This is a genomic window from Flavobacterium erigeronis (genome assembly GCF_054075165.1).
In genome coordinates, this window is record NZ_JBSKGP010000013.1 from 147,362 (window position 1) to 173,108 (window position 25,747).

Here is a 25,747-nt window from a genome sequence, read left to right on the forward strand (position 1 = left end):
TGTTGTTGAATTTTCAAAAACAAATATCGATTAATATTAAATAGTGATTATTGGCGACTTAATTTTTGTAATCCGCAATTCTTTGCCTAAAACGTCAAAAAAGCACTTTTGGATTATTCTACTCATACAAAAGTTAATAAATTCGCTAATGAAAATGATGATGATTTGAAGGCGAATAAGAGGTTTTAGAAATGACTTATACTATTAAATAGATATATAAAAGATTAACTAACCAGAATCAATTAATAACTAAAAACCAATTTAAAACATGAAAAAAGCATTTCACATTTTAGCCGCGATGTTAACAAGTTCTTTTGCCTTTGCTCAAGAAGAAGAAGCTGCAACACCTCCTGCAACCACCTGGGGAGGATCAGCAGATGCGTACTATAAATATGATTTTTCAAAACAAATGAATGGATTGACGAGCTTTACCAACTCACAGAATTCATTCGAATTAGGAATGGCGTCGATCGAAGCAGGTCATACTTTTGGAAAAGCTTCTGTTTTTGTAGACTTAGGTTTCGGAAAAAGAGCTGCAGAGTTTTCATATAATGAAACGCCAGACAAAGATGCAAGTGCAAAATTTATGATTAAACAATTATTTTTCACATATAATTTAACAGATGAATTTAAAGTAGTAGCGGGTAGTTTCGGAACCCATATCGGTTATGAAGTGCTAGATGCGGTAGATAACAAAAACTATAGTATGTCTTATGCGTTTTCTTATGGACCGTTTTTTAATACAGGAGTAAAAGCACAATATACTTCTGGTAAATTTACGGCTATGGCAGGAATCACTAATCCGACAGATTTTAAATCGGCTATGGATGCAGGATCTTACCAAAAAACATTCATCGGACAATTAGGATATATTGGAGATACAGGAAGTGCTTATTTAAATTTTACAACAGGAAGTAGCAACCCGATTCCAGGAAGTACAATTCCAGTTTCAGACGAAAACAAAACACAGTTTGATTTGGTAGCATCTAAAACGATTAGCGATTCATTTGCTTTAGGATTTAATGCAACTTATGCTAAAACGACAAACGATTTTGATAGTACTTTAGATGGAGAATGGTTTTCTTTGGTAGGATATGCTAATTACACTTTCAGCCCATCATTGCTTTTGGCTTACAGAATGGAATATTTTGATGCTAAAGATGCGGCTCCAAGCTTAGGAACATTAACTGGATCAAACGTATTTGCTAATACTGTTTCTTTAAATTATAAAGTTGGAAAATTAACAATTATTCCTGAGCTAAGATACGATGCAGCTTCTGAAGATATATTCTTAGACAAAGATGCATTGCCAACAGGAGGAAGCTTCTACGCTTTAATTGCAACAACATACTCTTTCTAGAGATAAAGATTGATATTTTTTTTTTTTTTTTTGGAGCTGTCGAAACCTACTAATGTTTTGGCAGCTTTTTTATTTTGTTTCAGGTTTCAAGTTTCAAGTTGCACTTCAGGTTTGAATTGTTGAAATTGTTTTATTGTAGAGGCGCACCGCAGTGCGTCTCCAATACTGCATAAAAAGGATTTTTATTAATTGATGAGGATTTATATGTGTTGTTTTTGTTTGTAGAGACGCACCGCAGTGCGTCTTCTTGCTAATAAGAATTTGAATGTGTAAAATAAAAAAGCGTTTCTAAATTAATAGAAACGCTTTTTTATTTTATAGTTGGGTTTTATTGAATCTGTTTTTTATATATCGAATAAATAGCATCGATTGTTTTTCTGTCTAAAACTGAAGTCGCATCAGTTTGAATATAATGCAATTTAAATGCTTGAATAGCTGAGGTTAAATTTTTAGTATTATAACCAATTATTCTTAGTGCAGGTTCAATTTTAAAATCAAACGGAGCTGGTTCTAAAACTTCGTCTGGCCAGATTCCGAATCCTTTTTCTGCTAAAATCTTCCAAGGAAATAAGGCGCTTGGATCTTGTTTTCTTCCTGGAGCGATATCAGCATGACCTAAAAAGTTTTGTGTCGGTATGTTGTAATCTTTTTTCAATTTTGTCAAAAGAGCCACTAAACTGCTGATTTGTGCTTCAGTAAAAGGTTTAAAACCATTATTATCCAATTCAATCCCAATAGAACAAGAATTTAAATCGGTTACTTTTCCCCAAGTAGAATTTCCAGCATGCCATGCTCTTAAATAATCATTAAGCATCTGTACAACTTTTCCGTTTTCAGAAATAACGTAGTGAGCGCTTACTTGAGTTTTTGTTTTTGTAAAAGTATTAATCGTCTGTTGCAGAGAATCCTGCGCTGTATGATGAATAATTACAAAGCTAGGTTTTCTTAAATTAAAATTTACCGTACCAACCCATTCGGTATTTATTCCGTTAACTAAATAAGTAGAACCTGTTTTTGATAAAGTATCTTTTACGATTCCCAGTTGCTGTGCATAAGAAGTGTCAATTACTAGAGGTGGAACTGGAGGAATTGGTTTTGCTTCTTTGCTTGTAATTTGATTTTCTAAATTTTTCAGCTGCTGGTCGTAAGCTTTTTCAGTATTCTTGTACGGATTTGTCGAACAAGCACTGACTATAATTGCTAAAGTCAGATAACAAAAAAGTTTTTTTGTCATAATTCGTTGTTTTATAAGTTAATAACGATTATTCTGAAATTTTCGTATCTGGAGCGTCTTTTACTTCTTTGGTATCTTTAGAGTCTTTGTCTTTTTTCTTTTTAGATTTGGGCTTCTTAACCTCTTTTAAGGTATTCATAAAAGTTTTGTACTTTTCAACTTGATCAGGATTTAAGAAAGCGGTAATTTTTTTATCAGTGCTTTCTCTTAGGGCTTTAATCTGCTCAATTTTCTGATCTTGACTGCTGCTTTCGTTTTTTAACAAAATCCCTTGCTCTCTTACGCTGTCAGCCAAAACATTCGTAATTGCGATAGCTTGTAACTCGTCAAGATTTACCTGAGGTTTCATTTGTTCCACAATCATTCCAGCAGTTTCTTCAGGAGGAGTTTCTTTAGGTTTGCTTTGTGAACCTTGTTGTCCTGCGCCGGCCATCATGCTTCTGTCCATACCCATTCCGCCGCCTCTTCCGTAGCCACCGCCATATCCGTTATTGTAACCGCCATAACCGCCACCATATTGGGCTGATGCCAAATTGAAACAGCACAAAGTGAAAATCAAAAGAAAAAATATATTCGTAGGTTTCATAATAGTTTATCTAAATTGATAATAGTTTACCGTAAATTTAAGCAGGTTCGCCGTATAAATCAAATTCTGTTGCTTCAATTATTTTTATATTAACAAATTCTCCGGTTTTAACATAATGCTTAGAAGCATCAATTAGAACTTCGTTGTCAACATCTGGGCTGTCAAATTCTGTACGTCCCACAAAATGAGCGCCTTCTTTTCTGTCAATTATACATCTAAAAACTTTACCCACTTTTTCTTGGTTTAAGTCCCAAGAAATTTGAGATTGAAGCTCCATAATTTCATTTGCTCTTGCTTGTTTTACATCATCAGGAACGTTGTCTTCCAATAAATAAGCATGAGTGTTTTCTTCATGAGAATAAGCAAAACATCCCATTCTGTCAAATTTCATTTCTTGAACAAAATCTTTCAAAATTTCAAAATCTTCCTGAGTTTCACCTGGGTAACCTACAATTAAAGTAGTTCTAATTGCCATTCCTGGAACAGCAGCACGGAAATCTTTTAATAATTGAGTTGTTTTAGCCTGAGTTGTACCACGACGCATTGATTTCAAGATAGAATCTGAAATATGCTGTAATGGAATATCAATATAATTACAGATTTTCGGTTCGCGTTTCATTAATTCCAAAACATCCATTGGGAAACCAGTTGGGTAAGCATAATGCAAACGAATCCATTCAATTCCTTCAACAGCTGCTAAAGCTTCTAGAAGTTCTGCAAGATTTCTTTTTTTATAAAGATCAAGTCCGTAATACGTTAAATCCTGAGCAATTAAGATTAATTCCTTAACGCCATTTTTAGCAAGACCTTGAGCTTCTTTAACTAATTTTTCAATTGGCTGAGAAACGTGAGAACCTCTCATTAAAGGAATCGCGCAAAAACTGCAAGGTCTGTCGCATCCTTCTGCAATTTTTAAATAAGCATAATTTTTAGGAGTTGTAGTTAAACGCTCTCCAAGTAATTCATGTTTATAATCGGCTCCAAGAGCTTTTAATAATTGAGGTAATTCTGTTGTTCCAAAATATTGGTCAACGTTTGGAATTTCTTTTTCTAAATCTGGTCTGTAGCGCTCAGATAAACATCCAGTTACAAAAACTTTATCTACAAGTCCCCTGTCTTTTTTATCTGCATATTCCAAAATCATATTTACCGATTCTGCTTTTGCATTATCAATAAATCCGCAAGTGTTGATTACAATGATGTTTCCTTCTTTTTCTGCAGGAGCTTCGTGCTCTACTTCTTTTCCATTCGCACGCAGCTGTCCCATAAGGACTTCACTGTCATAAACATTTTTTGAACACCCAAGAGTGATTACGTTAATTTTGTTCTTTTTTAAAGACTTGGTTCTCATACTTTTATAAATTGGAGTGCAAAATTACACTTTTTTTATTCAAACAGCACTAGTTTGCAGTTTGTTTTAGCTGTTTTTTATGAAGTTACCTGCGCTGACAGCTTGTTAATCTTGAATTGGGTTTAGAAAATTGCGTTTTTAAAGGATAAAAAAAATCCATCAAGTAAAAACCTGACGGAAATTTTCAATCATCTATTTTGATTTTTAATTACAATTCAAATAGTAAAGTCATAGTGACATTGTTTAATTTAGACTTGATTTCAGCTCCATCTGTAAATCCTCTTGAGAAAAAACCTTGATTTGATTTTCTTTCTAAATAAGAGTAAGCCAAATCTAATTTTGTAGCACCAAAACTATAACCTAAACCAGCAGAATAGCTGTTTAATTCTCCAACAGTAATTCCATTTTTATACGGACTTCCTTCGTAACGGTATCCGCCTCTTAAACTTAATTGTTTGATTTTGTATTCACCACCAATTCGAAGCTCGCCTGTGCTAGTTAAAGTATTGCTGATGTCGCTGTTTATTTCTCTAAAACCAGCGTCGTTTGTAGGTTTGAATTTACTGTTTCCGTAGTTTCTGATGCCATAATCAATGCTTAATAAACCTGATTTTCCAAATACGTATGCAGCGCTAAAAGTCCATTTGTCTGGAGTTTGTAAAGTGTAAGATTCGTAAACATTTATAACATTAGGATTTACATTAGCGTTTAATGCAGGTCCTCCGTCAGCTTGCCTAGTTGTGTATATACTTTGAGAAGTTTCGTCGTACAGCTCGTACCAAGTGTTTGATTCGTAAGCAACACCAAGTCTAAAATTGTCGGTTACTTTTCCTATTGCTCCAAGCTGGAAAGAAAAACCATTTCCATAAGTATAAAGTTCATTGTTGAAACGTAAGTTTGAAATCGTTTCGTATGGCTGTAATGGATTGTCATTGTCTTCGTAGAAGCTTGTTGTTCTTCTGTAGTCTGTCACGTGAATGTTTAAATTGGCTCCAAAGTACAATTTGTCTTTATATGAAGTTGCGATATTGAAACCTAATTTGCTATTGTAGCCTCTAGTGTAAACTTCGTTTTCTTGATAGTAATTTCCGCCAGCAGGAACATTACTTATATATTCTGTATTGTTTGGGTCAAGAGCAGCTGGGTCAATTACATGTCCCCAATATCCCATGTAGGCTTGCTGTTCTCTATAATTTAAATCTCTATAATCTAAGCCGTCAATATCTTGTAAGCGGATCCCGTTTGCATAATCTAAAAAGTAGCCATCTACAGAATTAGTAGGATTTGTTCCAGCTGAAAAAACTTGATTGTCAAAATTATTAGTGTTTTCGTAAGTTGCACCAATTGCAATTTTATTCCAGCCGTTGTTTGGGTTATTGTCTTTAAATACAAATACACCACCAGCTTGATTTAAAATAAAAGAGTTTTCTTTATCAGAAGTTTGAGTGCCAAAGTAATTAGAATTATTTTTTACATTCTGATTGCTAAAAGTTACTCCAACTTGGTTGCTGTTAAAAATGGCAGATCCAGCAGGGTTAACACTCAAGGCAGATATATCTCCTCCAACAGCTCCAAAGGCACCGCTCATTGCTCTGTAACGTGCGGTTCCAGTAAGATTTTCTTGTGAATAACGCAAAGCATCTGAAACCTCTTGTGAATATGACGCGCTGACAGTTAGTCCTGCTATAAATAGGAAAAGTATTTTTTTCATTTTGATAAGTTTAAATTAGAATTTTAGTGGGCTGAAAAAATTATCTTCTTCCTCCACCGCCACCGCCAGATCTCATTCCGCCGCCACCGCCGCCAGATGATCTCATACTTCCGCCTCCGCTACTACTGTTCATTGAACGAGAAGGGCTGCTAGGAGTGTAGCTTCTTGACGAACCGCTATTGCTGCTTGGTGTGTAGCTTCTGTTTGTTGTTGTGTTTCCGCTATTGTTGTACGATCTTCTGTTGCTGTAAGTGCCGTTGCTATAGTTAGAGTTTGAATTGCTTCTGTTGGTAAAAGTAGGACTTGTTGTTCTTCCATTTACGTTAGAGCTTCTTCTAAAGTCTGTATAACCGTTAGATGATCTATTTGTGGTATAATTTCTATTAGTTGTATAGCTTCCTCTGTTTGTGGTGTAATTTCCTCTATTGGTAGTGTAGTTTCTATTGGTTGTATAATTTCTGTTGGTCGCATAGCCTCTGCCAGAAGAGTAATTTCTGTTGTAAGCATAGTTGCGGTCTCCGTAATAACCTGCAGAACCTCTTCTTCCGTAAGAATAGCTATAGTTGTTGTAGCCGTAGTAGCCACCTCCCCAATATCCTGGATAGCCCCAGCCTGGTCCCCAATAGCCTGGATATCCCCAAGCATAATATGGGTATCCCCATCCCCAGTAGCCTCCATAACCCCATCCGTAATATGGATAACCCATTCCGAATCCGAATGACCACGCTGGAGTAGAGTAAAGGTTTACAGAAACTTCAGAACTGCTGCTTCCCCACGCTGGATAACCTACAGAAGCAGTTTGTGTGCTGTCGTTTTCAGAATAATTAGTATAGTTATCAACGTCAGTAAATATTTCAGTTGGCTGATCATCGTCTTGAAGTGATCTGAAATATTCTTTGTATTGGTTGTTTGTTCCGGTTTGTACATATTTTACTGATGTACCACCACCATAAACGCCATCATTATCATAATAAGATGAATTTTGGTAAGAACCACATGATGTAAGCAATAAACTCAGTAATCCAATTAAGTAAAAATGATTAGAGTTTTGGCGGAGTGAAAGGTAAGTTTTCATATCTGTGGTGTTTTTTATTGTTGCACATTACAAAATTAGTTAGTTTTGTCAAACTATTTAGTTAAAATTGTATAAAACAAAATTTGTGCCAAAATATATAATATGAGTAAGAACCTCACTACAAGATCAGAAGATTATTCGAAATGGTATAACGAACTGGTTGTTAAGGCAGATCTAGCTGAAAATTCAGGAGTTAGAGGCTGTATGGTAATAAAACCATACGGATATGCTATTTGGGAAAAAATGCAAGCTGAGTTAGATCGTATGTTCAAAGAAACTGGACATCAAAATGCTTATTTTCCTTTGTTTGTGCCGAAAAGCATGTTTGAGGCCGAGGAGAAGAATGCTGAGGGATTTGCAAAAGAATGTGCGGTAGTAACGCATTACAGATTAAAAAATGATGAGGAGAGACCAGGGAAATTAATGGTTGATCCAAATGCAAGATTAGAGGAGGAGCTTATCGTTCGTCCAACAAGTGAAGCAATTATTTGGTCTACATATAAAGGATGGGTGCAGTCTTATAGAGATTTACCTTTATTAATTAATCAATGGGCAAATGTGGTTCGATGGGAAATGCGTACGCGTTTGTTCTTAAGAACTGCTGAGTTTTTATGGCAGGAAGGGCATACGGCTCACGCAACAAAAGATGAGGCAATTGAAGAGTCAGAAAAAATGATGAACGTTTATGCTGATTTTGCTGAAAACTTTATGGCAATTCCAGTAGTAAAAGGATTCAAAACTGAGACAGAACGTTTTGCTGGAGCTGATGAAACCTATTGCATCGAAGCATTGATGCAAGACGGAAAGGCGTTGCAAGCTGGTACGTCTCACTTTTTAGGACAAAACTTTGCAAAGGCATTTGATGTTAAGTTTGCTAATGCTGAAGGAAAACAAGAACATGTTTGGGGAACTTCTTGGGGAGTATCTACTCGTTTAATGGGGGCGCTTATCATGACGCATTCTGATGATCAAGGGTTAGTATTGCCTCCAAATCTAGCTCCAATACAAGTAGTAATTGTTCCTATATATAAGACTGATGAACAATTGGCTCAAATTTCAGAAGCGGTTAAGGACTTAACGGCTAAATTGAGAAAATTAAAAATCACAGTTAAATTTGATGATAGAACAACTCAAAAGCCAGGATTTAAATTTGCAGAATGGGAATTGAAAGGAGTTCCTGTTCGAATTGCTGTTGGTCCAAAAGATTTAGAAAATGGAACTTTTGAGGTGGCAAGAAGAGATAATTTGACAAAAGAAGTGGTTGCAGGCGAAAAAATCGTTGAACACGTAAATGATCTTTTAGAGCAGATTCAAACTGATTTATTTGCAAAAGCATTGGATTATCGCAATACTCATATTACGGAAGTAAATAGTTTTGAGGAATTTAAAGAAGTTTTAGAAGGAAAAGGAGGCTTTTTGTCTGCTCACTGGGACGGAACCGCTGAGACAGAAGAAAAGATAAAAGAGTTGACAAAAGCGACTATTCGTTGCATTCCTTTAGATGCTGTTGAAGAGGCGGGAACCTGTGTGTTTACTGGGAAACCTTCTTCTAAAAGAGTGTTTTTTGCTAAGGCATATTAAAAAAAAATATTTTTTTTTGTATCAACTATTGTGCAACTAAAAAATAGATGTATCTTTGCATCCGCATTAGAGAAATACACGGTCCGTTCGTCTATCGGTTAGGACGCCAGGTTTTCATCCTGGTAAGGGGGGTTCGATTCCCCCACGGACTACTTTTTTTTCTGCGATTTTAAGTTCTTTAACTTGATATAATGGTCCGTTCGTCTATCGGTTAGGACGCCAGGTTTTCATCCTGGTAAGGGGGGTTCGATTCCCCCACGGACTACAACTTCAATTTTATTTAAATTGAAGGTAACTTAGAAGAAACGGTCTGTTCGTCTAGGGGTTAGGACTCCAGGCTTTCGTCCTGGTAACAGGGGTTCGATTCCCTTACAGACTACAAAATTAGTTGTAAATAAGTTTTGTAAAATAAAGATTGGTGTCTCGGTTTTTATTTTATTAGTTAAAACCAAAGTGATTGTTTTTATAATTGTGGGAGGTTTTTCTTTTTTAACTAGTATTTATAATAATTATTACATCTAAAATTAAAAGAAAATGGCAAATCATAAGTCAGCATTAAAAAGAATCAGAAGTAACGAAAAAAGAAGAGTTCTTAACAGATATCAGCACAAAACTACTCGTAACGCTATTAAAGCTTTAAGATTAGCTACTGATAAAGCTGATGCTACTGCAAAATTATCAACTGTAATTTCTATGATTGATAAATTAGCTAAAAAGAACATCATTCATGACAATAAAGCTTCTAACTTGAAGTCTAAGTTAACTAAACATGTTGCTAAATTGTAATTAATACAATTTGTTAGATATACAAAAGTCCTCTTTTTAGAGGACTTTTTTGTTATAGATGGAAATGAAATTCCAATAAAAAAATTCCAAATTCCAATTTTTGTAAAGTTGGAATTTGGAATTTGTTTTTTGAGAATTTAAAAAATTTTGGAATTTGGAATTTTCAGAACTTATAAATCTATTTTCTTTTTAAGGTATTCCAGCATTGGCAGTGTAATAGGTTTTGAAAGGAAATCTATTATAATAGGATATTTTTTTGCCTTAGCAAGATCTTCAGGGTCAATAGTTGAAGATAGTACGATTACAGGAACAGTATTAAATTCTTTATAATCTGGAGAGGTAAAATGATCTAAAAACTCCCATCCGCCCATAATAGGCATATTTAAATCTAAAAAAATTAATTCGGGTCTTTTTTTTGCTTTATCGTTGGTGTACTTTAGTACATTGAAATGATGAAGAGCTTCTTCGCCGTTTTGAGCTGTAATAACTTCATGAGAAAATGAAGATTTTGAAATTACTTTTTTGCATAACATCAATGTGATAGGGTCATCATCAATGCATAAAATCTGCTCAAGCATAATAATTAATTTTTAAATGTTATGGTAAATGTAGTTCCTTTATTGACCTCGCTATCGATAGAAATTGTGCCGCCCATCGTTTCTACTTGGGATTTTACCAGATATAATCCTAATCCTTTGCTGTCAGGGTAATTGTGGAATCTTTGATAAAGTCCGAATACTTTATCGCGATTTCTTTCCAAGTCAATTCCGATTCCGTTGTCCTTAAAGGTTAAAATTGTTTTTTGTTCTATTTGCTCGGCTGTTATAGATATTTTTAGTTTTCTGTTTTCCGATTTGTATTTTATAGAATTGGTAAGCAGATTTAATAATATACTTTCAATATAAGCTTTGTTGGTAATAAGTTCTGGGACTTTATCAAATTTAAGCTTAATTATTGGTTTGTGTAATTCAATTTGGAAGGAAAGTTGGCTAAAAACATTTTCAAAAACCTCTTTTAAAGATACTTCTTCTTTTTGCATAGAAGGATTGTCTTTAATAATAATAACTTTTACTAAATCGTTGATGGTTTCATTTAGCAAATGAGTCGATTTTGTAAATCCGGCTAAAATTTCTTGAAGTTCTTCATTTTCTATCGGAATGTCTTCTATCAAATTTAGCAAACCGATTAAATTAGAAAGCGGCGCTCTAAGATTGTGCGAAGTGATGTAAGAGAATTGCTTTAAGTCTTTGTTGTTTTGTGTCAGTTCTCGAATAAGATGTTCTTTTTCTGTTTCGAGTTTTTTCTCATCTGTAATATCGCGCTGTATAGAAATCCAGTGCGAAATTACTCCTTCATTATTAAAAATCGGAATCATAGAAAAACGTACCCAATATTCTTCTTTATTTTTGGTATACGTGATGGTTTCTATGAGACATTCTTCCTCATTTTTTATGGCTCTTAAAAGTTTTTTTAATTCATCAGAATCAGATTTTGGACCTTTAAAAATGTTTGGAGATTTCCCAATAATTTCATTGGATTGATAACCTGACATTTGAGAAAAAGCAGGATTCACATAAACTATTTTTGGTATTCTTCTTTCTGATGAATTGGCTTCGGTAATTAAAATAGAATCTTTAGATTGAGTAATTACTGTTTCTAAAAGTTTTAATCGCTGTTCTTCTTCTTTTTGTTTGGTAATATCCTGAATTGCTCCAATCATTCTGATGGCTCTTCCGTTTTCATCTTTTAATAAAAAACCTCGGTCCAAAACATATTTATACGAACCGTCTGCGCATCTAAAACGGTACTGATCTTGCCATTTTTCGGTTTTTTGTTCTATAAAAGAGTATAATTTTATGGACATTCGGATGCTGTCTTCCGGATGAATTTTATCAAACCACCATTTAGAAGTTTTGCCTACTTCTTTTGGGTCATAACCAAAAACACCTTCAATTCCCTTGTTCCAATTAATGCTATCCTCTTGAATTTTCCAGTCCCAAATGGTATCGCTTGTTGCTTTTGCTACAATGTCGTACTTCTCATTTGACTCTTCTATTTCTTCGTTGGTTTTGTTTAACTTTTCAAAGATGGTGATGTTTCTTTTTTCGTTTTTTGAAAGAATAAAACTGAAAACTAGGCCAGTAATTAAAATAAAAGCAATGTCTTTTAATAAAGAAAGAAATAGATATTCTGAAGAAGAAAAGTAGGTTGTGAGTAATTTATGACATATCACTGCCATAATTATCGAGATGATTATATAAATAAGAGTAATTTGGAGAGTTTTACTTTTCATCACCTCAAATATAGTTAATTTAACTATAACTAAACGTATGTTAATGCCATTTTGAAACCGATATTTTGATGTTTTATATTAACTAATTGATTGTATATACGCAAACTATGTTAGAAACGTTTTTTTTTAGAAAATAAAGTGTACCTTTGCGCCCATTAAAAATCACAGATGGAATCTATTAGAAACATTGCAATTATTGCCCACGTCGATCACGGTAAAACCACTTTGGTTGATAAAATTATGTATCACTGTCAGTTATTTCGTGAAAACGAAAACACAGGTGATTTAATCTTAGATAATAACGATTTAGAGCGTGAGAGAGGTATTACTATTACTTCTAAAAACGTTTCTGTTCAATATAAAGGAACAAAAATCAATATTATTGACACTCCTGGCCACGCCGATTTTGGAGGTGAAGTAGAACGTGTGTTGAACATGGCCGATGGTGTATGTTTGTTAGTGGATGCTTTTGAAGGTCCAATGCCACAGACTCGTTTCGTTTTACAAAAAGCTATTGACTTAGGTTTGAAGCCTTGCGTAGTAATCAATAAAGTAGACAAAGAAAACTGTACTCCTGAAGAAGTTCACGAAAAAGTTTTTGACTTAATGTTTGAATTAGGTGCTACTGAAGAGCAGTTGGATTTTCCAGCGGTTTATGGTTCTGCAAAAAACAACTGGATGTCTGATGATTGGAAAAACCAAACAGAAAACATTGAGCCATTATTAGATATGGTTATTGCTAATGTGCCAGCTCCAAAAGTTTCTGAAGGTACTCCACAAATGTTGATTACTTCTTTAGATTTCTCTTCTTTTACAGGTCGTATCGCTATCGGACGTCTTGAAAGAGGTACTTTAAAAGAAGGAATGCCAATTTCTTTGGTAAAAAGAGATGGTAAAGTAATCAAATCTAGAATTAAAGAATTACACACTTTTGAAGGTCTTGGCCGTAGAAAAGTAGAAGAAGTTGTTGCTGGAGATATTTGTGCTGTTGTAGGTATTGAAGGTTTTGAAATTGGTGATACTATCGCTGACTTCGAAAATCCTGAAGCTTTACAAACAATTGCTATCGACGAGCCAACAATGAGTATGTTGTTTACAATTAACGATTCTCCATTCTTTGGTAAAGAAGGTAAATTTGTTACTTCTCGTCACATCCGTGAAAGATTAACAAAAGAGTTGGAGAAAAACTTAGCAATGAAAGTTGGTGAAACTGATTCTGCTGATAAATTCATGGTTTTTGGCCGTGGTGTACTTCACTTATCTGTTCTTATTGAAACTATGAGAAGAGAAGGTTATGAGCTTCAAATTGGTCAGCCACAAGTTATCATCAAAGAAATTGATGGTGTTAAATGTGAGCCAATTGAGGAATTAACTATCGACTTACCAGAAAATCTTTCAGGTAGAGCGGTTGAATTCGTAACAATCCGTAAAGGAGAAATGCTTTCTATGGAAGGTAAAGGTGAGCGTATGATCATTAAATTCAACATTCCATCTCGTGGAATTATTGGTTTAAGAAATCAATTGCTTACTGCTACAGCTGGTGAGGCTATTATGGCACACCGTTTCATCGGATATGAGCCATACAAAGGAGAAATTCCTGGACGTAACAACGGATCATTAATCTCTATGGAAAACGGAAAAGCTATTCCTTATTCTATCGATAAATTACAAGATCGTGGTAAATTCTTCGTTGATCCAAACGAGGATATCTATGAAGGTCAGGTAATTGGAGAAAATACTCGTAGCGACGATATGACTGTTAACGTTACTAAAACGAAAAAACTTTCTAACGTACGTTCTTCTGGAGCTGATGATAAAGCTAGAATTATTCCTGCTATCAAATTCTCATTAGAAGAAGCTTTAGAGTACATTCAAAAAGATGAATACGTTGAAGTTACTCCAAAATCTTTACGTTTAAGAAAAATTTACTTAAGTGAAACAGATAGAAAAAGATACAAAATCTAATTCGGTTTAACTTTCAAAATAAAAATCCCAAATTCCATCAAGGAGTTTGGGATTCTTTTTTTTAGATATATTTTAGTTTAATGTTTCAGATTTTAAGTTTCAAGTTCAGCTTGGAATTTGGAATTTTGAGAGTTTCAAATTTTAAATTTAAAATTTGAGATTCAGGATTTGGGATTTGGAATTTTGAGAATTTGGAATTTCCTAAAAAGTTATCTTTTCAAACTAAAATGTCCTTTTACATTTTTTCCGTTAACAAAAAGCAGCGTAAACCAATAATCGTCTGAAGGCATTTCTCTTCCGTTGAAAATTCCATTCCAGCCTGCGCCGGTTTGAGTCATTTGTTTTAATAATTTTCCGTAGCGATCAAAAATAGAAATAGTGTAATTCGGCATTTGATCTAGGTCTTTAATTACCCATAAATCATTGATTCCATCTCCATTTGGAGTAAAGAAACGCGGATAATCTAAGACATAGATTAAAAATGTATTAGACGGACCACAGCCGTTTTTGTCTCTGGCAATTGCATTATAAACTCCTGGAACAACTTGAGTAAAAGTCGGACTGTCTTGATAAACGATTCCGTCAAGAGAAAATTCATAATTTCCAACACCAGTATATTTAATTTGTACGGTATTGTCGGTTCCAGAAAAATCTTTTACATCTGCTCCAGTAATTGTAGCAGGTTCAGATAAAATTATTTTGAAATTTTTAGTTTTTTCGCAGCCATTTAGATCTGTTACAGTTACAGAGTAATCTCCAGGGCTATTAATTAATGCTGTATTTGTGGTACTGTCATTATTAGTCCAAGTATAACTGCTAAAACCGGTAGCGACTGTTAAAGTCATTTCATCGCCTTTGCATAAATAACGTGTTTCATCTTCAAAATTAGGCGGATCAAAAGTGTGCACAATTAATTCTACAGGAGCTATATCATAACAATCTGAACCATTTGCAGCGCGTGCGTAAATAGTCTGGCTATTTGGAGTTGTATTTTTAAAAATATTGTCTAACTTATTTGTTTCTGTAATAGCATCTGAAGCAGTTAAGAAATAATCGATTACTAATCCTGCAGGCAAACCAGATAAAATTTGAGGCGTTACTTGATCTTGTAAATTAAATTGATATAAACCGTCTTGTATTGCATCTTCATCACAGGTTTCTACTGCAGGTTGATTTGGAATAACAGTATTAGAAACATTTAACGTGATTTCTGCTGTTGTGCTGCAGCCAAAAGTATTTTCAAGCTGTGCGTAAACAATTTGATTTGGAATTTTGTTGGTATAACGTTGCGGATTTGAAATCGGATTTGTTTTAGTTTGCGCGTCTGCCAAAGTTTCATAATACCCTTGATTGCTAATTTGAGGATTATTGTTTTTGACGATGTTGGCTACTTTAGTCAAATCAAAAATGGTAAAACCATCATTGTCGTCATCACATTGCAGTAAAGAAGTATTGGTTTTAGCAATTTCAGAAGTAAATTCAACAGTAATTTCTCCAACCGAAATGCAGGTTGTGGTGTTTAGGTTCGCTTCAACTTTATAAGTTCCAGTTGATGGTACAGCATAAGTAGAAGATGTTGCGCCTAGAATTTGAACGTAATTATTAGATGCATCTTTTTTAAACCATTTAAAAGTATAATTGGCTGCGTTTAGATGTGTGTCTAAAACAAAATTTTCGCCAAAGCAAACAGGATTGTTATTGGCAACGGTTCTGTCTTCGCCAAAATTTATTTTAGTTACAAAACTGCCTGCCTCAATAAAAACTGCAGAATTGTATTGTCTTGTAGCATCATCGGCAATTACCATTTTTAGATGGTATGTTTTATTTGGAGTTACCTCTGTATAGGCATTCATTACTACAGTCTGTCCCGCATAATTAATAGGGCTTGCTACTGTATTATAGCCACTAAAGTAGTTTTCGTTTACCGCTTCACACCCAGCTAAAGGTAATCCTTGACTGTTATTTACAGTAAGTATTTTAGGATGAACGGTTGTAGCCGAAACTGCTATTGTGGTATTCGGCAAAACGGCAAGATTTTTATAATTATCAGTGGTTCCAGCTTCTTTAATTAAGAAAGCGAATCCATCTGAATAAATGCAGGGAAAATTATTCTGATATTCATTCGAAGCAAAAATATAATTAAAGCTAATGGAATTGGTCAATGCTATAAAATCAAACTCTAAAACTGTTGCTTGCGTACTGTTATTAATTCCTAAGGCAGTATTAAGATCTGTATCACCATCCCAATTTCGAACTTGCGTACCTTTAGAGTCTTGTTGTATGTAAGGTCCTTGAGCTTTAACACTAGGCGAAGTGCTTAAAACGATTCCGCTAGCAAAAGGAAAGTTTGGACCAGCAGTGAAAGAACCGTAACTCTGCTCATTTGGAGTAGGGTTGCCGGTTGCATTTACACTTTCGGTATCAATACAAGAACTATTTATTAAAACATTTTGAATTAAATCTACAGGTGTTGCTGTCGGATTAACAGAAATATTCTGCGCACTGATTTTATGACAAAAACAGCACAAAATGAAAAATAGAAAAATTCTTAGGTGACTCATAGTAACAAATATACTACAAATCTCTATTTTTTAATAATTTGTAAGAAAAATAAACAAACACAAAAGTCCAAGCTAAAACAATTAAAACAGCAGAATAGTCGACACTAAAATCGCCTTCTGTGTTAATTCCGATTTGAGTTCCAATATTTTTAACTACAGACAGCCTCGGGCCGGGATTAACAATCAAATTTGACATTGATTCTAAAGGGAAAAACTGTGTAATTATTTTGTCAGTATCACTATTTGGGAAAATTTTAAAAGCTAAAGTTCCTCTCGCAATTGCTTCAATGATACTCCAAACTAAAAGGAAACCAAGTGCAAATGCAGAACGTTTTACTAAGATTCCTAAAAATAGACAGAAAGAAAAGAATCCAGTTAGTTTTACAAAGAAGGCTAAAAGATAATCTAAGTCAGTAAAAATAATTCCAAATTCGGTATAAGAAGAAAAGGATAATCCTAAAAGCAAACTCATGATAAAAACGAAAACGGTAGATCCGAAAGCAAATAAGACAACAGTTAAGAATTTAGATAAAATAAACTCCTTTTTGCTTAGACCATCAATTAAATTCTGTTTTAAAGTTCCGTAGCTATATTCATTAGCCATCATGGAAACAATTACAATCGCTAAAAAGAATTTAAGCCAAGCCGCTACATACGTATTAAAATGCCAGATAAATGGAAAATTAAAGATTCCCATTTCGGCCAAATGAAATTTAAAAACTCCGATATCAAATTTTATGGCTGCAATAAGAGCGATAAAAGAAAGTAAAACAAAATAAGTTAAGGTTAATACACGGCTGGCTTTGTTCATCCAGATTTTTTGCAATTCTATAGAGAGAAGTCTTTTCATGGTTTAGTTTTTTTGGGCGATTGCGTTTTTGGTTAATTCTAAAAATTGAGCTTCTAAGCTGTTTTTGCGTTTTACTAAATGGCTTAAAACAATATTTTTAGAAAATAAAAACTGATTTAAATCTGAAGCAGATAAATCAGAATTTAAGTAAACTAAAACTTTTCCGTCTTCTTCAGCAACTCTATCAACAGCAGGATGTTCTAGCAAAATGGTTTTTAAAACTAAATTATCGTCTGCCTGCAGTTCAAAGAATCCTTCGTTAGAAGACATTCCGTCAACAGGGCCAGAATACAAAACTTCGCCTTTTCTTAAAACAATAACCTGCGAGCAGACTTTTTCTACTTCATCCAATAAATGAGAAGCCAGTAAAATAGTCGTTCCTTGCGATGCAATTTTTTTAATAATATCACGAATTTGATGAATTCCCTGCGGATCTAATCCGTTGGTTGGTTCATCTAAAATTAAAATTTCTGGATCATTTAAAAGTGCTGATGCAATAGCCAGACGCTGTTTCATTCCTAAAGAAAAAGTACTGAATTTGCTGTCTTTTCTTTCGCTCAAACCAACCAATTCCAATTTTTCGTTAACCTTAGAATAATTGATGTTTTTGATTTTGCAAACCAATTTCAAGTTTTGCTCAGCCGTCATGTACGGATAAAAATTTGGTCTTTCTATAATCGCACCAACTTTTTTTAAAGCTTCGTGCGTTTCTATAGTGCCGTCAAACCAGCGATAATTGCCAGAAGATTTATTAACAACGCTTAATACAATTCCTAATGTAGTCGATTTCCCGCTGCCGTTTGGCCCTAGAATGCCATAAACACGACCTTTTTGTATTTGAAAAGATACATTTTTCAAGGCCTGAATTCGGCCATATCTTTTGCTTAAATTCTCAATGGTTAATATGGTTTCCAAATTTTTCTGGTTTTAGTTTTTAGTATGACGAGCCAATTTGATTTTTGTTACTTTAAATTCTAACATTAAATCGTATTGATGTAAATTTGTAATAAAGATATTGAAAATGAGCGAGCCTTTAATGGTTTTAAAAAAACCGTCTTACCCTTTAACACAGCCACTTTTAAGTTACTTAGAGCGATACGAACGTATTTCTAAAGTTTCTGTGTTTTATGATGACTTGCTTCGTTTTACGGGTTCTATAAACGTTTACGATAAACATGATACCGATACGCTTTGGATTAGAGTGTATTACGGCGAATTTGAACGCAATGAAATTGATTTAAATTTAAAGAAAATATATTCGCTTCTGCATTCTGATGGTAATAGCGAAATTATTCAGTTCTTGAATGTCGATGCGATTGATTACTGTACTTTCGGAAATTCGAAGCCTTTTAGAATTAAAGTTCGAAATATTCTCAATGACAATTACGTCCATTTTTATATTAAAAAAGCTGATGCTTCGCGTATTTACGGATTGGAGTTAGAAGATATTCTTTCGCCAGATAAAATCAACTTTTTGGTTTATAAAGACACTTTGATCGAAGAGCATATTATCGGAATTCCCGGTGATGTTTTTATGGATACGCTGCTGGATAAATGCAGCGAAATGGAAAAAGCGCAGATTGCAAAAGAGTTTGTGAAATTTAACGAACGCTGTATGATTCGGCTTTTGGGAGACATGCGCGCTTACAATTATGTAATTGTTCCAATTCACGATTTTGACCAAGTTGTCTATAAAATTCGTCCAATCGATTTTGACCAGCAATGTTACGAGGGAAATTTTAAAGTGTATCGTCCGCAGTTTTTCAAGGAAAACTTTCCGATGATTCAATTAATTAAAGAGAAATTGGAAGAACGTTCGATTATCCAGTATAAAGACGAAGAAAGAGCGATTTTAGCAAAACGGATTCATTCAGCCGAAACGAGAATTAAAAAACTATTAAATATCATGTGCCACGATACCATTTCGACACACGAACATTTGATGCAATTAAAAATGGAATTGTATCGCTATACGAACGACATGAAATTCAAAAACGCAAAATCGATGGGACACGTCATGCATGCCGCATTCGAGTTTATTATTCGCAATTTTAAAAACACTAACTTGGTTTAAAAAATTTCACCGTATAAGTTATATAAGTAATTTTAGCTAAGCTTGGCTAAATTGAACTTATATAACTTATATGGTTCAAAAACAAAATAATATATGAAAAAGTCTTTTTTAGTTATCTGTTCAATTGTTTTATTAGCTTGTCAGAAGCAGTCTGGTTCTGATTTGAAAGAACTGTATTCGCTTCCGAAAAAATTAAAGGAAGTTTCGGGAATTACCTATTTTCCAGAGACCAAAACTCTTTATACTTTAGAAGACAGCGGGAATAAAAATGCCATTTACGCCATTGATTCTGAAGGGAAATTAAGTAAAACGATTACGATTTCTAATGCTACAAATGTTGATTGGGAAGATATTACAAAAGATAAATCTGGAAATATCTACATTGGCGATTTTGGAAATAATGATAACGAAAGAAGAGATTTGTGCATTTATAAAGTAGCGAAAAATCAGTTGCATAATGATTTGGCCAAAGCCGAATATAAAATCTCATTTTCGTATCCAGAACAAAAAGAATTTCCTCCAAAGAAAAAAGAAATGTTTTACGATGTAGAAGGTTTTTTTGAACTGAATGGCTATTTCTATCTTTTCACCAAAAACAGGAGCAAAGGTTTTGATGGAACTGCTTTTATCTACAAAATCAAAAATGCTGCAGGAACTCAGAAAGCGGTAAAAATTGGCGAATTTAAAACTTGCAGTAATTACAATCATTGTGTTCTGACAAGTGCAACTATTAGTCCAGACGGAAAAAAAGTGGCGCTATTGAGCCACGATAAAGTTGTTTTATTTAAAGATTTCAAAGGAGATTTATTCCATAAAGGAAAACAAACAGAATTGAATCTAAACCACTTCTCACAAAAAGAAGCCATGGTTTTTAAAGACAACAACACCTTACTTATCGCCGACGAAAAAACAAATAAAGTAGGAGGAAAGGTTTATGAGTTTAAGCTCTAAGGTTCTAAGGTTCTGAGGTTCTGAGGTGCTAAGTTTCTAAGAAAAAATTAGCCACGAATTCACGAATTATTATAAAAAAATTCGTGAATTCGTGGCTAAAAAAACTTTGCGCCTTCGTGTCTTTGCGGCAAAACCTTAGAGGAAAAAGTTAGCCACAAATTGCACGAATTTCCACTAATTTTTATTCGATACGATAAAAAAAATATAATTCGTGAAAATTCGTGCAATTCGTGGCTAAAAAAAACTTTTGTGGCTTTGTGCCTTCGTGGCAATAAACCTTAGAAGCTTAGTATCTCAGCACCTTAAATTAAAAACTGTAGGCCGCTCCAAAAATCACCCTTCCGATTTCATCTGGAGATTTGAAGTATGAGATTCTTGCTGTAATAACATTTATAGCATTCAGCCAAAGTCCGCCGCCGTAATCTTGATGCCATTTTTTAGAATTTTCGCCGTCAAGCCAAACCCTTCCATAATCGAAACCACCTAAAATTCCGTATGTCATTGGCACAATCGTGCGCTGGATTTTTCCAATGCTTAAACGTAAATCTGAACTTTGAGAGAAATAAGAACTTCCTAAGAAACGCTCATTTCTAAATCCGCGTAAATCGGTATCGCCTCCTAACGAAGCACCTTGATAAAATTCGTAATTGTTATTTAAAATGGCTTTTCCTTTTAAATAAGTCGCCAAAATAAGTTTTCCGTTATGATCAATTTTATGCGTAAAACCTAAAATACTTTCCAACGTTGGGAAATTCTTTTTGGTTTCATCCAAATTTGTCGTCCAAGTTCCAGCAATCATAAAATGCATTCCCAATGTAGGTTTTGCTGCAAAATCAGAATTCTTAAATACATATTTAACTTTTAAACTTCCAAAATTCTGACTGTTAAATACATCTGGATTTACAATTCCCGGAATATCAATATATCTATTTTCAGTTTCTTCAACCGTCATTCTCTGAAAAATAGGCTGAATGCTAAATTCGCTTCCATATCTTCCAACGTGTCTAATAGCGCCCGAGGCATTAAATTTTCTAATGCGCACACGGTTATAATCCATGCTCACTTCGTCATCGTATTGCGCTTCATTTCCATATCCAAAATAGTTCATCGCAAAATTTGGAGTAGTGTAAAGCGATTCCACATCAATAACCCATTTTCCTAATAATCCAGGGAAATGTGCTGCATAGTTAAACTCTAAACCGCCAGTAGCGAAATAGTAAAAAGCATTAAAAATATGACGTTGCGTATATGGATTTTGTTTGAAATTATTAACTGTATAATTGACATTGATTCCCACTTTTACACCATCATCTGGATTAAAACCAATATTCGGAAGTCCAGAAATTACATTGTATTTCGGTTTTTCGTAATTGTATAAATTAACATCGTAGTCGTCTGTTAATTGTGTCTGAGTTTTAGAATCTAAATTATACGTGTTTTCCTTTGATTTAAAATCGTAAACAATAACCTTTCTTCCATTTTCAATGTTGTAAATATCATTGTTCTGACCACCAATCAAACGAATTTTGATGCTCGATTTCTGATCTCCTTTTACTTCAAAAGTATCGTTATCGTCCAATCCGTAAATCCAAAGATTTCTAGTTTTGTTATCGGTTACAGTTTTGGTATAAAGCAATTCGTCACCTTCTTTTTTAACTCTGAAAACCTGAACTTCTATTTCTTTTTTCGTCTTATGATTTAAAACAAACTTGTCTTTTTTATCCGTTCCAGCCATCATAACCGTTTTGCTCAAAACGTCTGAATATTCACGAGCATATTTCTGAAGATCCTTTTTTCTATTTTTCAGTTTGGTTTTGATTTCGTCAATTGTTCCATCTTGAACTTCTTTTGGTAAGTTTTTGAAAGCCTGATCGATATCTGCATCAGTTAAATTTTCTTGAATATATTTCGCTTGTTCTACCCATTCTTTTTCTTGAGAAGTTCTTAAAAAAGCCAAATCCATCGGGTAAGGTTCTCTGCTCAGCCATTTTACATTGTCAATTTTATTTTTAAAAGTTCTCATATGACGCAATGCCGGAATATTCATCAAAAGAGAAAGTAGCGCTCCGTCATATTTTACAAATGCCTGATCGCGATCTCTCGGAATTGGTTTGTAAATCACTTTTCCATCTTCTTTATATTCTGCCCAGCGCCATTGATCGCTATGTCTGTCCCAATCTCCTAAAAGCATGTCAAACAAACGCGCTTTTATGTATTCTTTTTCATCAACTGTATATTTTTCATCTTTATGAAGATTCAACATCATATCATCAGTTCCGATAATATTGCTTGGTTTGCCAAAATCTTTCCCGTCAAGATGATTATCTGCCGGTCTTTCTTCGACCATATACAATTGATCTCCAAAACTCGCATTAAATTCGCCCAAACCATTTTGTTTCGGGACATAATATAAAATCGGGTTAGTATGTCTCAATCGAATTTTATCAGACATGTCGCCAATAACAAAAGAAGAATAAGGGTAAGAAGTAGTATAAAAATCAAACAAGAAATCTTCTACATACGTTTTGTCAAAGTCATTTACAATATATTGATCTTTAAAAGCAACGGACTGTAAAAACACCGTAGCACTTTTTTTCATAGCGCGCATCACATATTCACGCCCTTGAGGATCAGACATTCTTAATGAAACCGATTGATGTCCACCGCCTTCGCGAATTGGTTTCAAACCGCCTTTTAGCGTATCTACGGTTGCAGTTTTTGCTTCAATTGGCAAACTGTAATAGTATCTGTAATGTTTTCCAAATAAAAATCGGTGAAACGCACTCTTATCGGTCATTTTTGTAGAATAGATCGAAGTCGTCACTTTTGCAGGAAACTTATTCGGAATATCTGCAGCCCAGTTGATTTCTTTTGCTTTTATGATTTCGCGCTCAAAAAGCATTTTCTCTTTGTTATTTTCATTTCCGTAAAAAGTAACTTTTGCATCACCGGTTTTAAATAAAGTCAAAGTGGCATAACCATTTTTGCCATACGAAAAATCATAAGGATTGATGGCTCTTGCTGCTTCAGATTTTGATCCTGCACCGCTAATAATCTGCTGGATATTTTCTTTGCTGATAAATTGGAGATTGTGATCGTGACCAGAAACAACAATTACATTTTTCTGCTTTTGCAAAAGCGTTTTAATTCTTTTAGCATAAATCGTATATTGCTTATTCTGAATATCCTGCGGACTAACTCCAGATGTTTTTCGCACTAAATTAATGAAGGAGCCAATTACAGGAAGCGGAATTTTTTGCTCTAAAGGGAATAATTGTTTTTCTAATGAAAATTGTCCACCGTGAGTTCCGTTGCTTAATAAAGGATGGTGAATCGCCAAAACAACTGTTTTCTCTTGATTTTTGTTTAAAAGACTTTCTAATTCTTCAAAAAAATCTTCTCGGGTTTTAATTTCGCAATTGTCATTTATAGTTGGATGATTGTTCCAGTCTTCCAGAAACCATTCACTATCAACAGCTATCAATGTCGTTACACTATCAATTTTTACATCTTCAATTGGGCAGGTTTTTCTTGGCAGAAAACCCTTTTTATCATTCAAATATTTCGTTACAAAATCGGCTTGGCGTTCTAAACCTTTGATACCGCTGTACCAATCGTGATTTCCTGGAATTACGATTGTTCTTCCTTTAAAACCTTTCGTCAGTTTTAATTGATTCGTCAGTTTTGTTTCGGCTAAAGCCTTGTCTTCTGGATGATTATCACTAGGAAAACCTTTTGGATAAATATTATCGCCTAAGAAAAGAAGTGTTGATTTTTTACTTGCTTTTTTTAGTTTTTGGTGTAAAAGTTCTAAGGTTTGCTGTGCTTGTTCTTCGTCGGCATTTCCAGCATCACCAACAAGAAAAAAAGTATGTGCAATTTTTAGGGTATCAGTTGCGTTTTCTGTTTCGTTGGCGCTAACATTTTTCCCGTATTGCGGTTTGCTGGTCGAACAAGAATAAACAATGAATAGCGATGCAATTGCTAAAGAAAAGTTTTTAATCTTTGCAATAAAATGATTATCCAAAAACAATTTCATAATTTAGTGGTATAAAAATATTCTCTATGAATCTAATAGAACAATCCGAAGATTTCGTCAGTAATTTACTCAAAGATAAACTTTCTAATTTATATTCTTACCATAATTTTAATCATACTTTTACTGTTGTAACAGCGGTAAAAGAACTTTGTAAGAAAGAAGATGTAAAAGATGAGGACAAAGAAGCACTTTTGGTTGCCGCATGGTTTCATGATACGGGGTATATTGAAGGATATGAAAATCATGAAAAAGAGAGCACTAAAATAGCTGCTGAATTTTTACGTGAAAAAGGAAAATCGGAAGAATTTATAGCTTCAGTGTCGAGTCTGATTATGGCTACCGTTAAAGAATATGAGCCTAGAACACATTTAGAAAAAATTATTCGCGATGCAGATTACGCTCATTTGATGGGTGAAGAATATGCTACAACCTGCGAATTGCTTCGCTTGGAATTGAAAAATGCCGGAATAGTAAGTTTCTCTAATGCCGAATGGACCAGAGAAAATTTAAATTTCTTATTAAATAAACATCGTTTTTACACCGATTATGCCTTAAGAAAATGGCAACCTCTGAAAGAACGAAATCTGTTAATGATTCAGAAAAAAATAAACAAACAAGAGTTAAAAGCGGCGGCGGCGCTCGAAGAAGAAAATAAAAAGAAAGAGAAAGCTGAAAAAGCAGAAAAAGCAGAAAAACCAGATCGCGGAATCGATACTTTATTTCGTGTTACTCTAGGAAACCATACACGTTTGAGTGGTATTGCCGATAGTAAAGCCAATATTTTATTGTCTGTAAATGCTATTATTATTTCAATTGCATTATCGTCTATTATTCCAAAATTGGATAGTCCGAAAAATGCTCATTTAGTGGTTCCAACTTTTATTATGCTGATGTCTAGTGTAATTACCATTATTTTTGCCATTCTTTCTACGCGTCCAAAAGTAACTTCTGGCTTTTTTACCAGAAAGGACGTTGAAGACAAAAAAGTCAATTTGATGTTTTTTGGAAATTTCTATAAAATGCCTCTAGAAGACTACGATTGGGCAATGAATGAAATGATGAAAGACCGTGATTATCTGTACTCTACTATGATTAAGGATTTATATTATCTAGGATTGGTTTTACAGCGAAAATATAATCTGCTTCGAATTGCCTATAACTTTTTTATGGTCGGAATAATTATAACCGTTATTGCTTTTGTTATTGCTTTTAAAGGCCTTACCCTTTAGTTTATTTTTTGGTTAAACACATAGAAACATAGATTTTTTTGTTTGAAAAAGATTATTGAAAGAAACTAGTTTCTAACACATAGCTAAAAATGAAAAAAGCT

At 34.0% G+C, this 25,747-nt stretch carries 18 protein-coding genes and 3 tRNA genes; 10 read left to right on the forward strand and 11 right to left on the reverse strand.

Annotated elements, in window-relative coordinates; translation table 11 throughout:
- Positions 1–268 precede the first annotated feature (268 nt).
- On the forward strand, positions 269–1,360 hold the full coding sequence (locus ACWA1F_RS22395; protein ID WP_306156081.1) for an outer membrane beta-barrel protein: 1,092 nt from the start codon (positions 269–271) through the stop codon (positions 1,358–1,360).
- 328 nt (positions 1,361–1,688) lie between these two features.
- Here the strand turns inward: ACWA1F_RS22395 and ACWA1F_RS22400 are convergent, their stop codons facing one another.
- From ACWA1F_RS22400 to ACWA1F_RS22420, 5 genes are all read right to left on the reverse strand, one after another.
- Positions 1,689–2,594, reverse strand: a complete 906-nt coding sequence (locus ACWA1F_RS22400) for an N-acetylmuramoyl-L-alanine amidase (protein ID WP_456897087.1) — start codon at positions 2,592–2,594, stop codon at positions 1,689–1,691.
- Between the two features lie 28 nt (positions 2,595–2,622).
- Positions 2,623–3,180 carry a hypothetical protein gene (locus tag ACWA1F_RS22405; protein WP_456897089.1) on the reverse strand — a complete coding sequence of 186 codons (558 nt, stop codon included), beginning with the start codon at positions 3,178–3,180 and terminating at the stop codon, positions 2,623–2,625.
- A gap of 37 nt (positions 3,181–3,217) precedes the next feature.
- A complete protein-coding gene (gene rimO / locus ACWA1F_RS22410; RefSeq protein ID WP_109194570.1) occupies positions 3,218–4,531 on the reverse strand; it encodes a 30S ribosomal protein S12 methylthiotransferase RimO in 1,314 nt (437 codons plus the stop codon).
- A gap of 208 nt (positions 4,532–4,739) precedes the next feature.
- Complete coding sequence (locus tag ACWA1F_RS22415; protein ID WP_456897091.1) at positions 4,740–6,242, reverse strand: OmpP1/FadL family transporter; 1,503 nt, start codon at positions 6,240–6,242, stop codon at positions 4,740–4,742.
- A 40-nt stretch (positions 6,243–6,282) separates the two neighbouring features.
- On the reverse strand, positions 6,283–7,317 hold the full coding sequence (locus ACWA1F_RS22420; protein WP_456897093.1) for a hypothetical protein: 1,035 nt from the start codon (positions 7,315–7,317) through the stop codon (positions 6,283–6,285).
- A 102-nt stretch (positions 7,318–7,419) separates the two neighbouring features.
- Here ACWA1F_RS22420 and proS point away from each other — a divergent pair, with 102 nt between their 5' ends.
- The 5 genes from proS to rpsT all read left to right on the forward strand — a co-directional run bounded on the left by proS (position 7,420) and on the right by rpsT (position 9,684).
- Positions 7,420–8,898, forward strand: coding sequence for a proline--tRNA ligase (proS, locus tag ACWA1F_RS22425; RefSeq protein WP_306156075.1), 1,479 nt, complete (start codon positions 7,420–7,422; stop codon positions 8,896–8,898).
- A gap of 80 nt (positions 8,899–8,978) precedes the next feature.
- Positions 8,979–9,050 (forward strand) — tRNA-Glu (locus tag ACWA1F_RS22430).
- A 41-nt stretch (positions 9,051–9,091) separates the two neighbouring features.
- Positions 9,092–9,163 (forward strand) — tRNA-Glu (locus tag ACWA1F_RS22435).
- A gap of 42 nt (positions 9,164–9,205) precedes the next feature.
- A tRNA-Glu gene (locus ACWA1F_RS22440) sits at positions 9,206–9,277 on the forward strand.
- A gap of 155 nt (positions 9,278–9,432) precedes the next feature.
- Complete coding sequence (gene rpsT / locus ACWA1F_RS22445; protein ID WP_073417115.1) at positions 9,433–9,684, forward strand: 30S ribosomal protein S20; 252 nt, start codon at positions 9,433–9,435, stop codon at positions 9,682–9,684.
- Positions 9,685–9,854: 170 nt separating this feature from the next.
- On the opposite strand, the gene ACWA1F_RS22450 is transcribed toward rpsT, so the two are convergent.
- A complete protein-coding gene (locus ACWA1F_RS22450) occupies positions 9,855–10,262 on the reverse strand; it encodes a response regulator (protein WP_456897096.1) in 408 nt (135 codons plus the stop codon).
- Between the two features lie 5 nt (positions 10,263–10,267).
- On the reverse strand, positions 10,268–11,923 hold the full coding sequence (locus ACWA1F_RS22455) for a PAS domain-containing sensor histidine kinase (protein ID WP_306156073.1): 1,656 nt from the start codon (positions 11,921–11,923) through the stop codon (positions 10,268–10,270).
- Positions 11,924–12,145: 222 nt separating this feature from the next.
- On the opposite strand from ACWA1F_RS22455, the gene typA reads away from it, so the two are divergent.
- Positions 12,146–13,942: a translational GTPase TypA gene (typA, locus tag ACWA1F_RS22460; RefSeq protein ID WP_306156072.1), complete on the forward strand. Its 1,797-nt coding sequence runs from the start codon at positions 12,146–12,148 to the stop codon at positions 13,940–13,942.
- A gap of 209 nt (positions 13,943–14,151) precedes the next feature.
- Here typA and ACWA1F_RS22465 read toward each other — a convergent pair whose 3' ends face one another.
- From ACWA1F_RS22465 to ACWA1F_RS22475, 3 genes are read right to left on the reverse strand one after another with little or no spacing between them, the layout of a single operon-like run.
- A complete protein-coding gene (locus ACWA1F_RS22465) occupies positions 14,152–16,503 on the reverse strand; it encodes a T9SS type B sorting domain-containing protein (protein ID WP_456897099.1) in 2,352 nt (783 codons plus the stop codon).
- A 13-nt stretch (positions 16,504–16,516) separates the two neighbouring features.
- Positions 16,517–17,353: an ABC transporter permease gene (locus ACWA1F_RS22470; RefSeq protein ID WP_306156070.1), complete on the reverse strand. Its 837-nt coding sequence runs from the start codon at positions 17,351–17,353 to the stop codon at positions 16,517–16,519.
- A 3-nt stretch (positions 17,354–17,356) separates the two neighbouring features.
- Positions 17,357–18,268: an ABC transporter ATP-binding protein gene (locus ACWA1F_RS22475; RefSeq protein ID WP_456897101.1), complete on the reverse strand. Its 912-nt coding sequence runs from the start codon at positions 18,266–18,268 to the stop codon at positions 17,357–17,359.
- A gap of 106 nt (positions 18,269–18,374) precedes the next feature.
- Here ACWA1F_RS22475 and ACWA1F_RS22480 point away from each other — a divergent pair, with 106 nt between their 5' ends.
- Positions 18,375–19,427 (forward strand): hypothetical protein, encoded by a 1,053-nt coding sequence (locus tag ACWA1F_RS22480; RefSeq protein WP_306156068.1) that lies wholly within the window; start codon positions 18,375–18,377, stop codon positions 19,425–19,427.
- A gap of 93 nt (positions 19,428–19,520) precedes the next feature.
- Positions 19,521–20,378, forward strand: a complete 858-nt coding sequence (locus ACWA1F_RS22485) for an SdiA-regulated domain-containing protein (protein ID WP_456897103.1) — start codon at positions 19,521–19,523, stop codon at positions 20,376–20,378.
- 307 nt (positions 20,379–20,685) lie between these two features.
- On the opposite strand, the gene ACWA1F_RS22490 is transcribed toward ACWA1F_RS22485, so the two are convergent.
- The gene (locus ACWA1F_RS22490; protein ID WP_456897105.1) at positions 20,686–24,417 is read right to left on the reverse strand and encodes a metallophosphoesterase; all 3,732 of its coding nucleotides are present in this window, start codon (positions 24,415–24,417) and stop codon (positions 20,686–20,688) included.
- Between the two features lie 26 nt (positions 24,418–24,443).
- Here ACWA1F_RS22490 and ACWA1F_RS22495 point away from each other — a divergent pair, with 26 nt between their 5' ends.
- A complete protein-coding gene (locus ACWA1F_RS22495) occupies positions 24,444–25,646 on the forward strand; it encodes a Pycsar system effector family protein (RefSeq protein WP_456897107.1) in 1,203 nt (400 codons plus the stop codon).
- Positions 25,647–25,747: the final 101 nt, after the last annotated feature.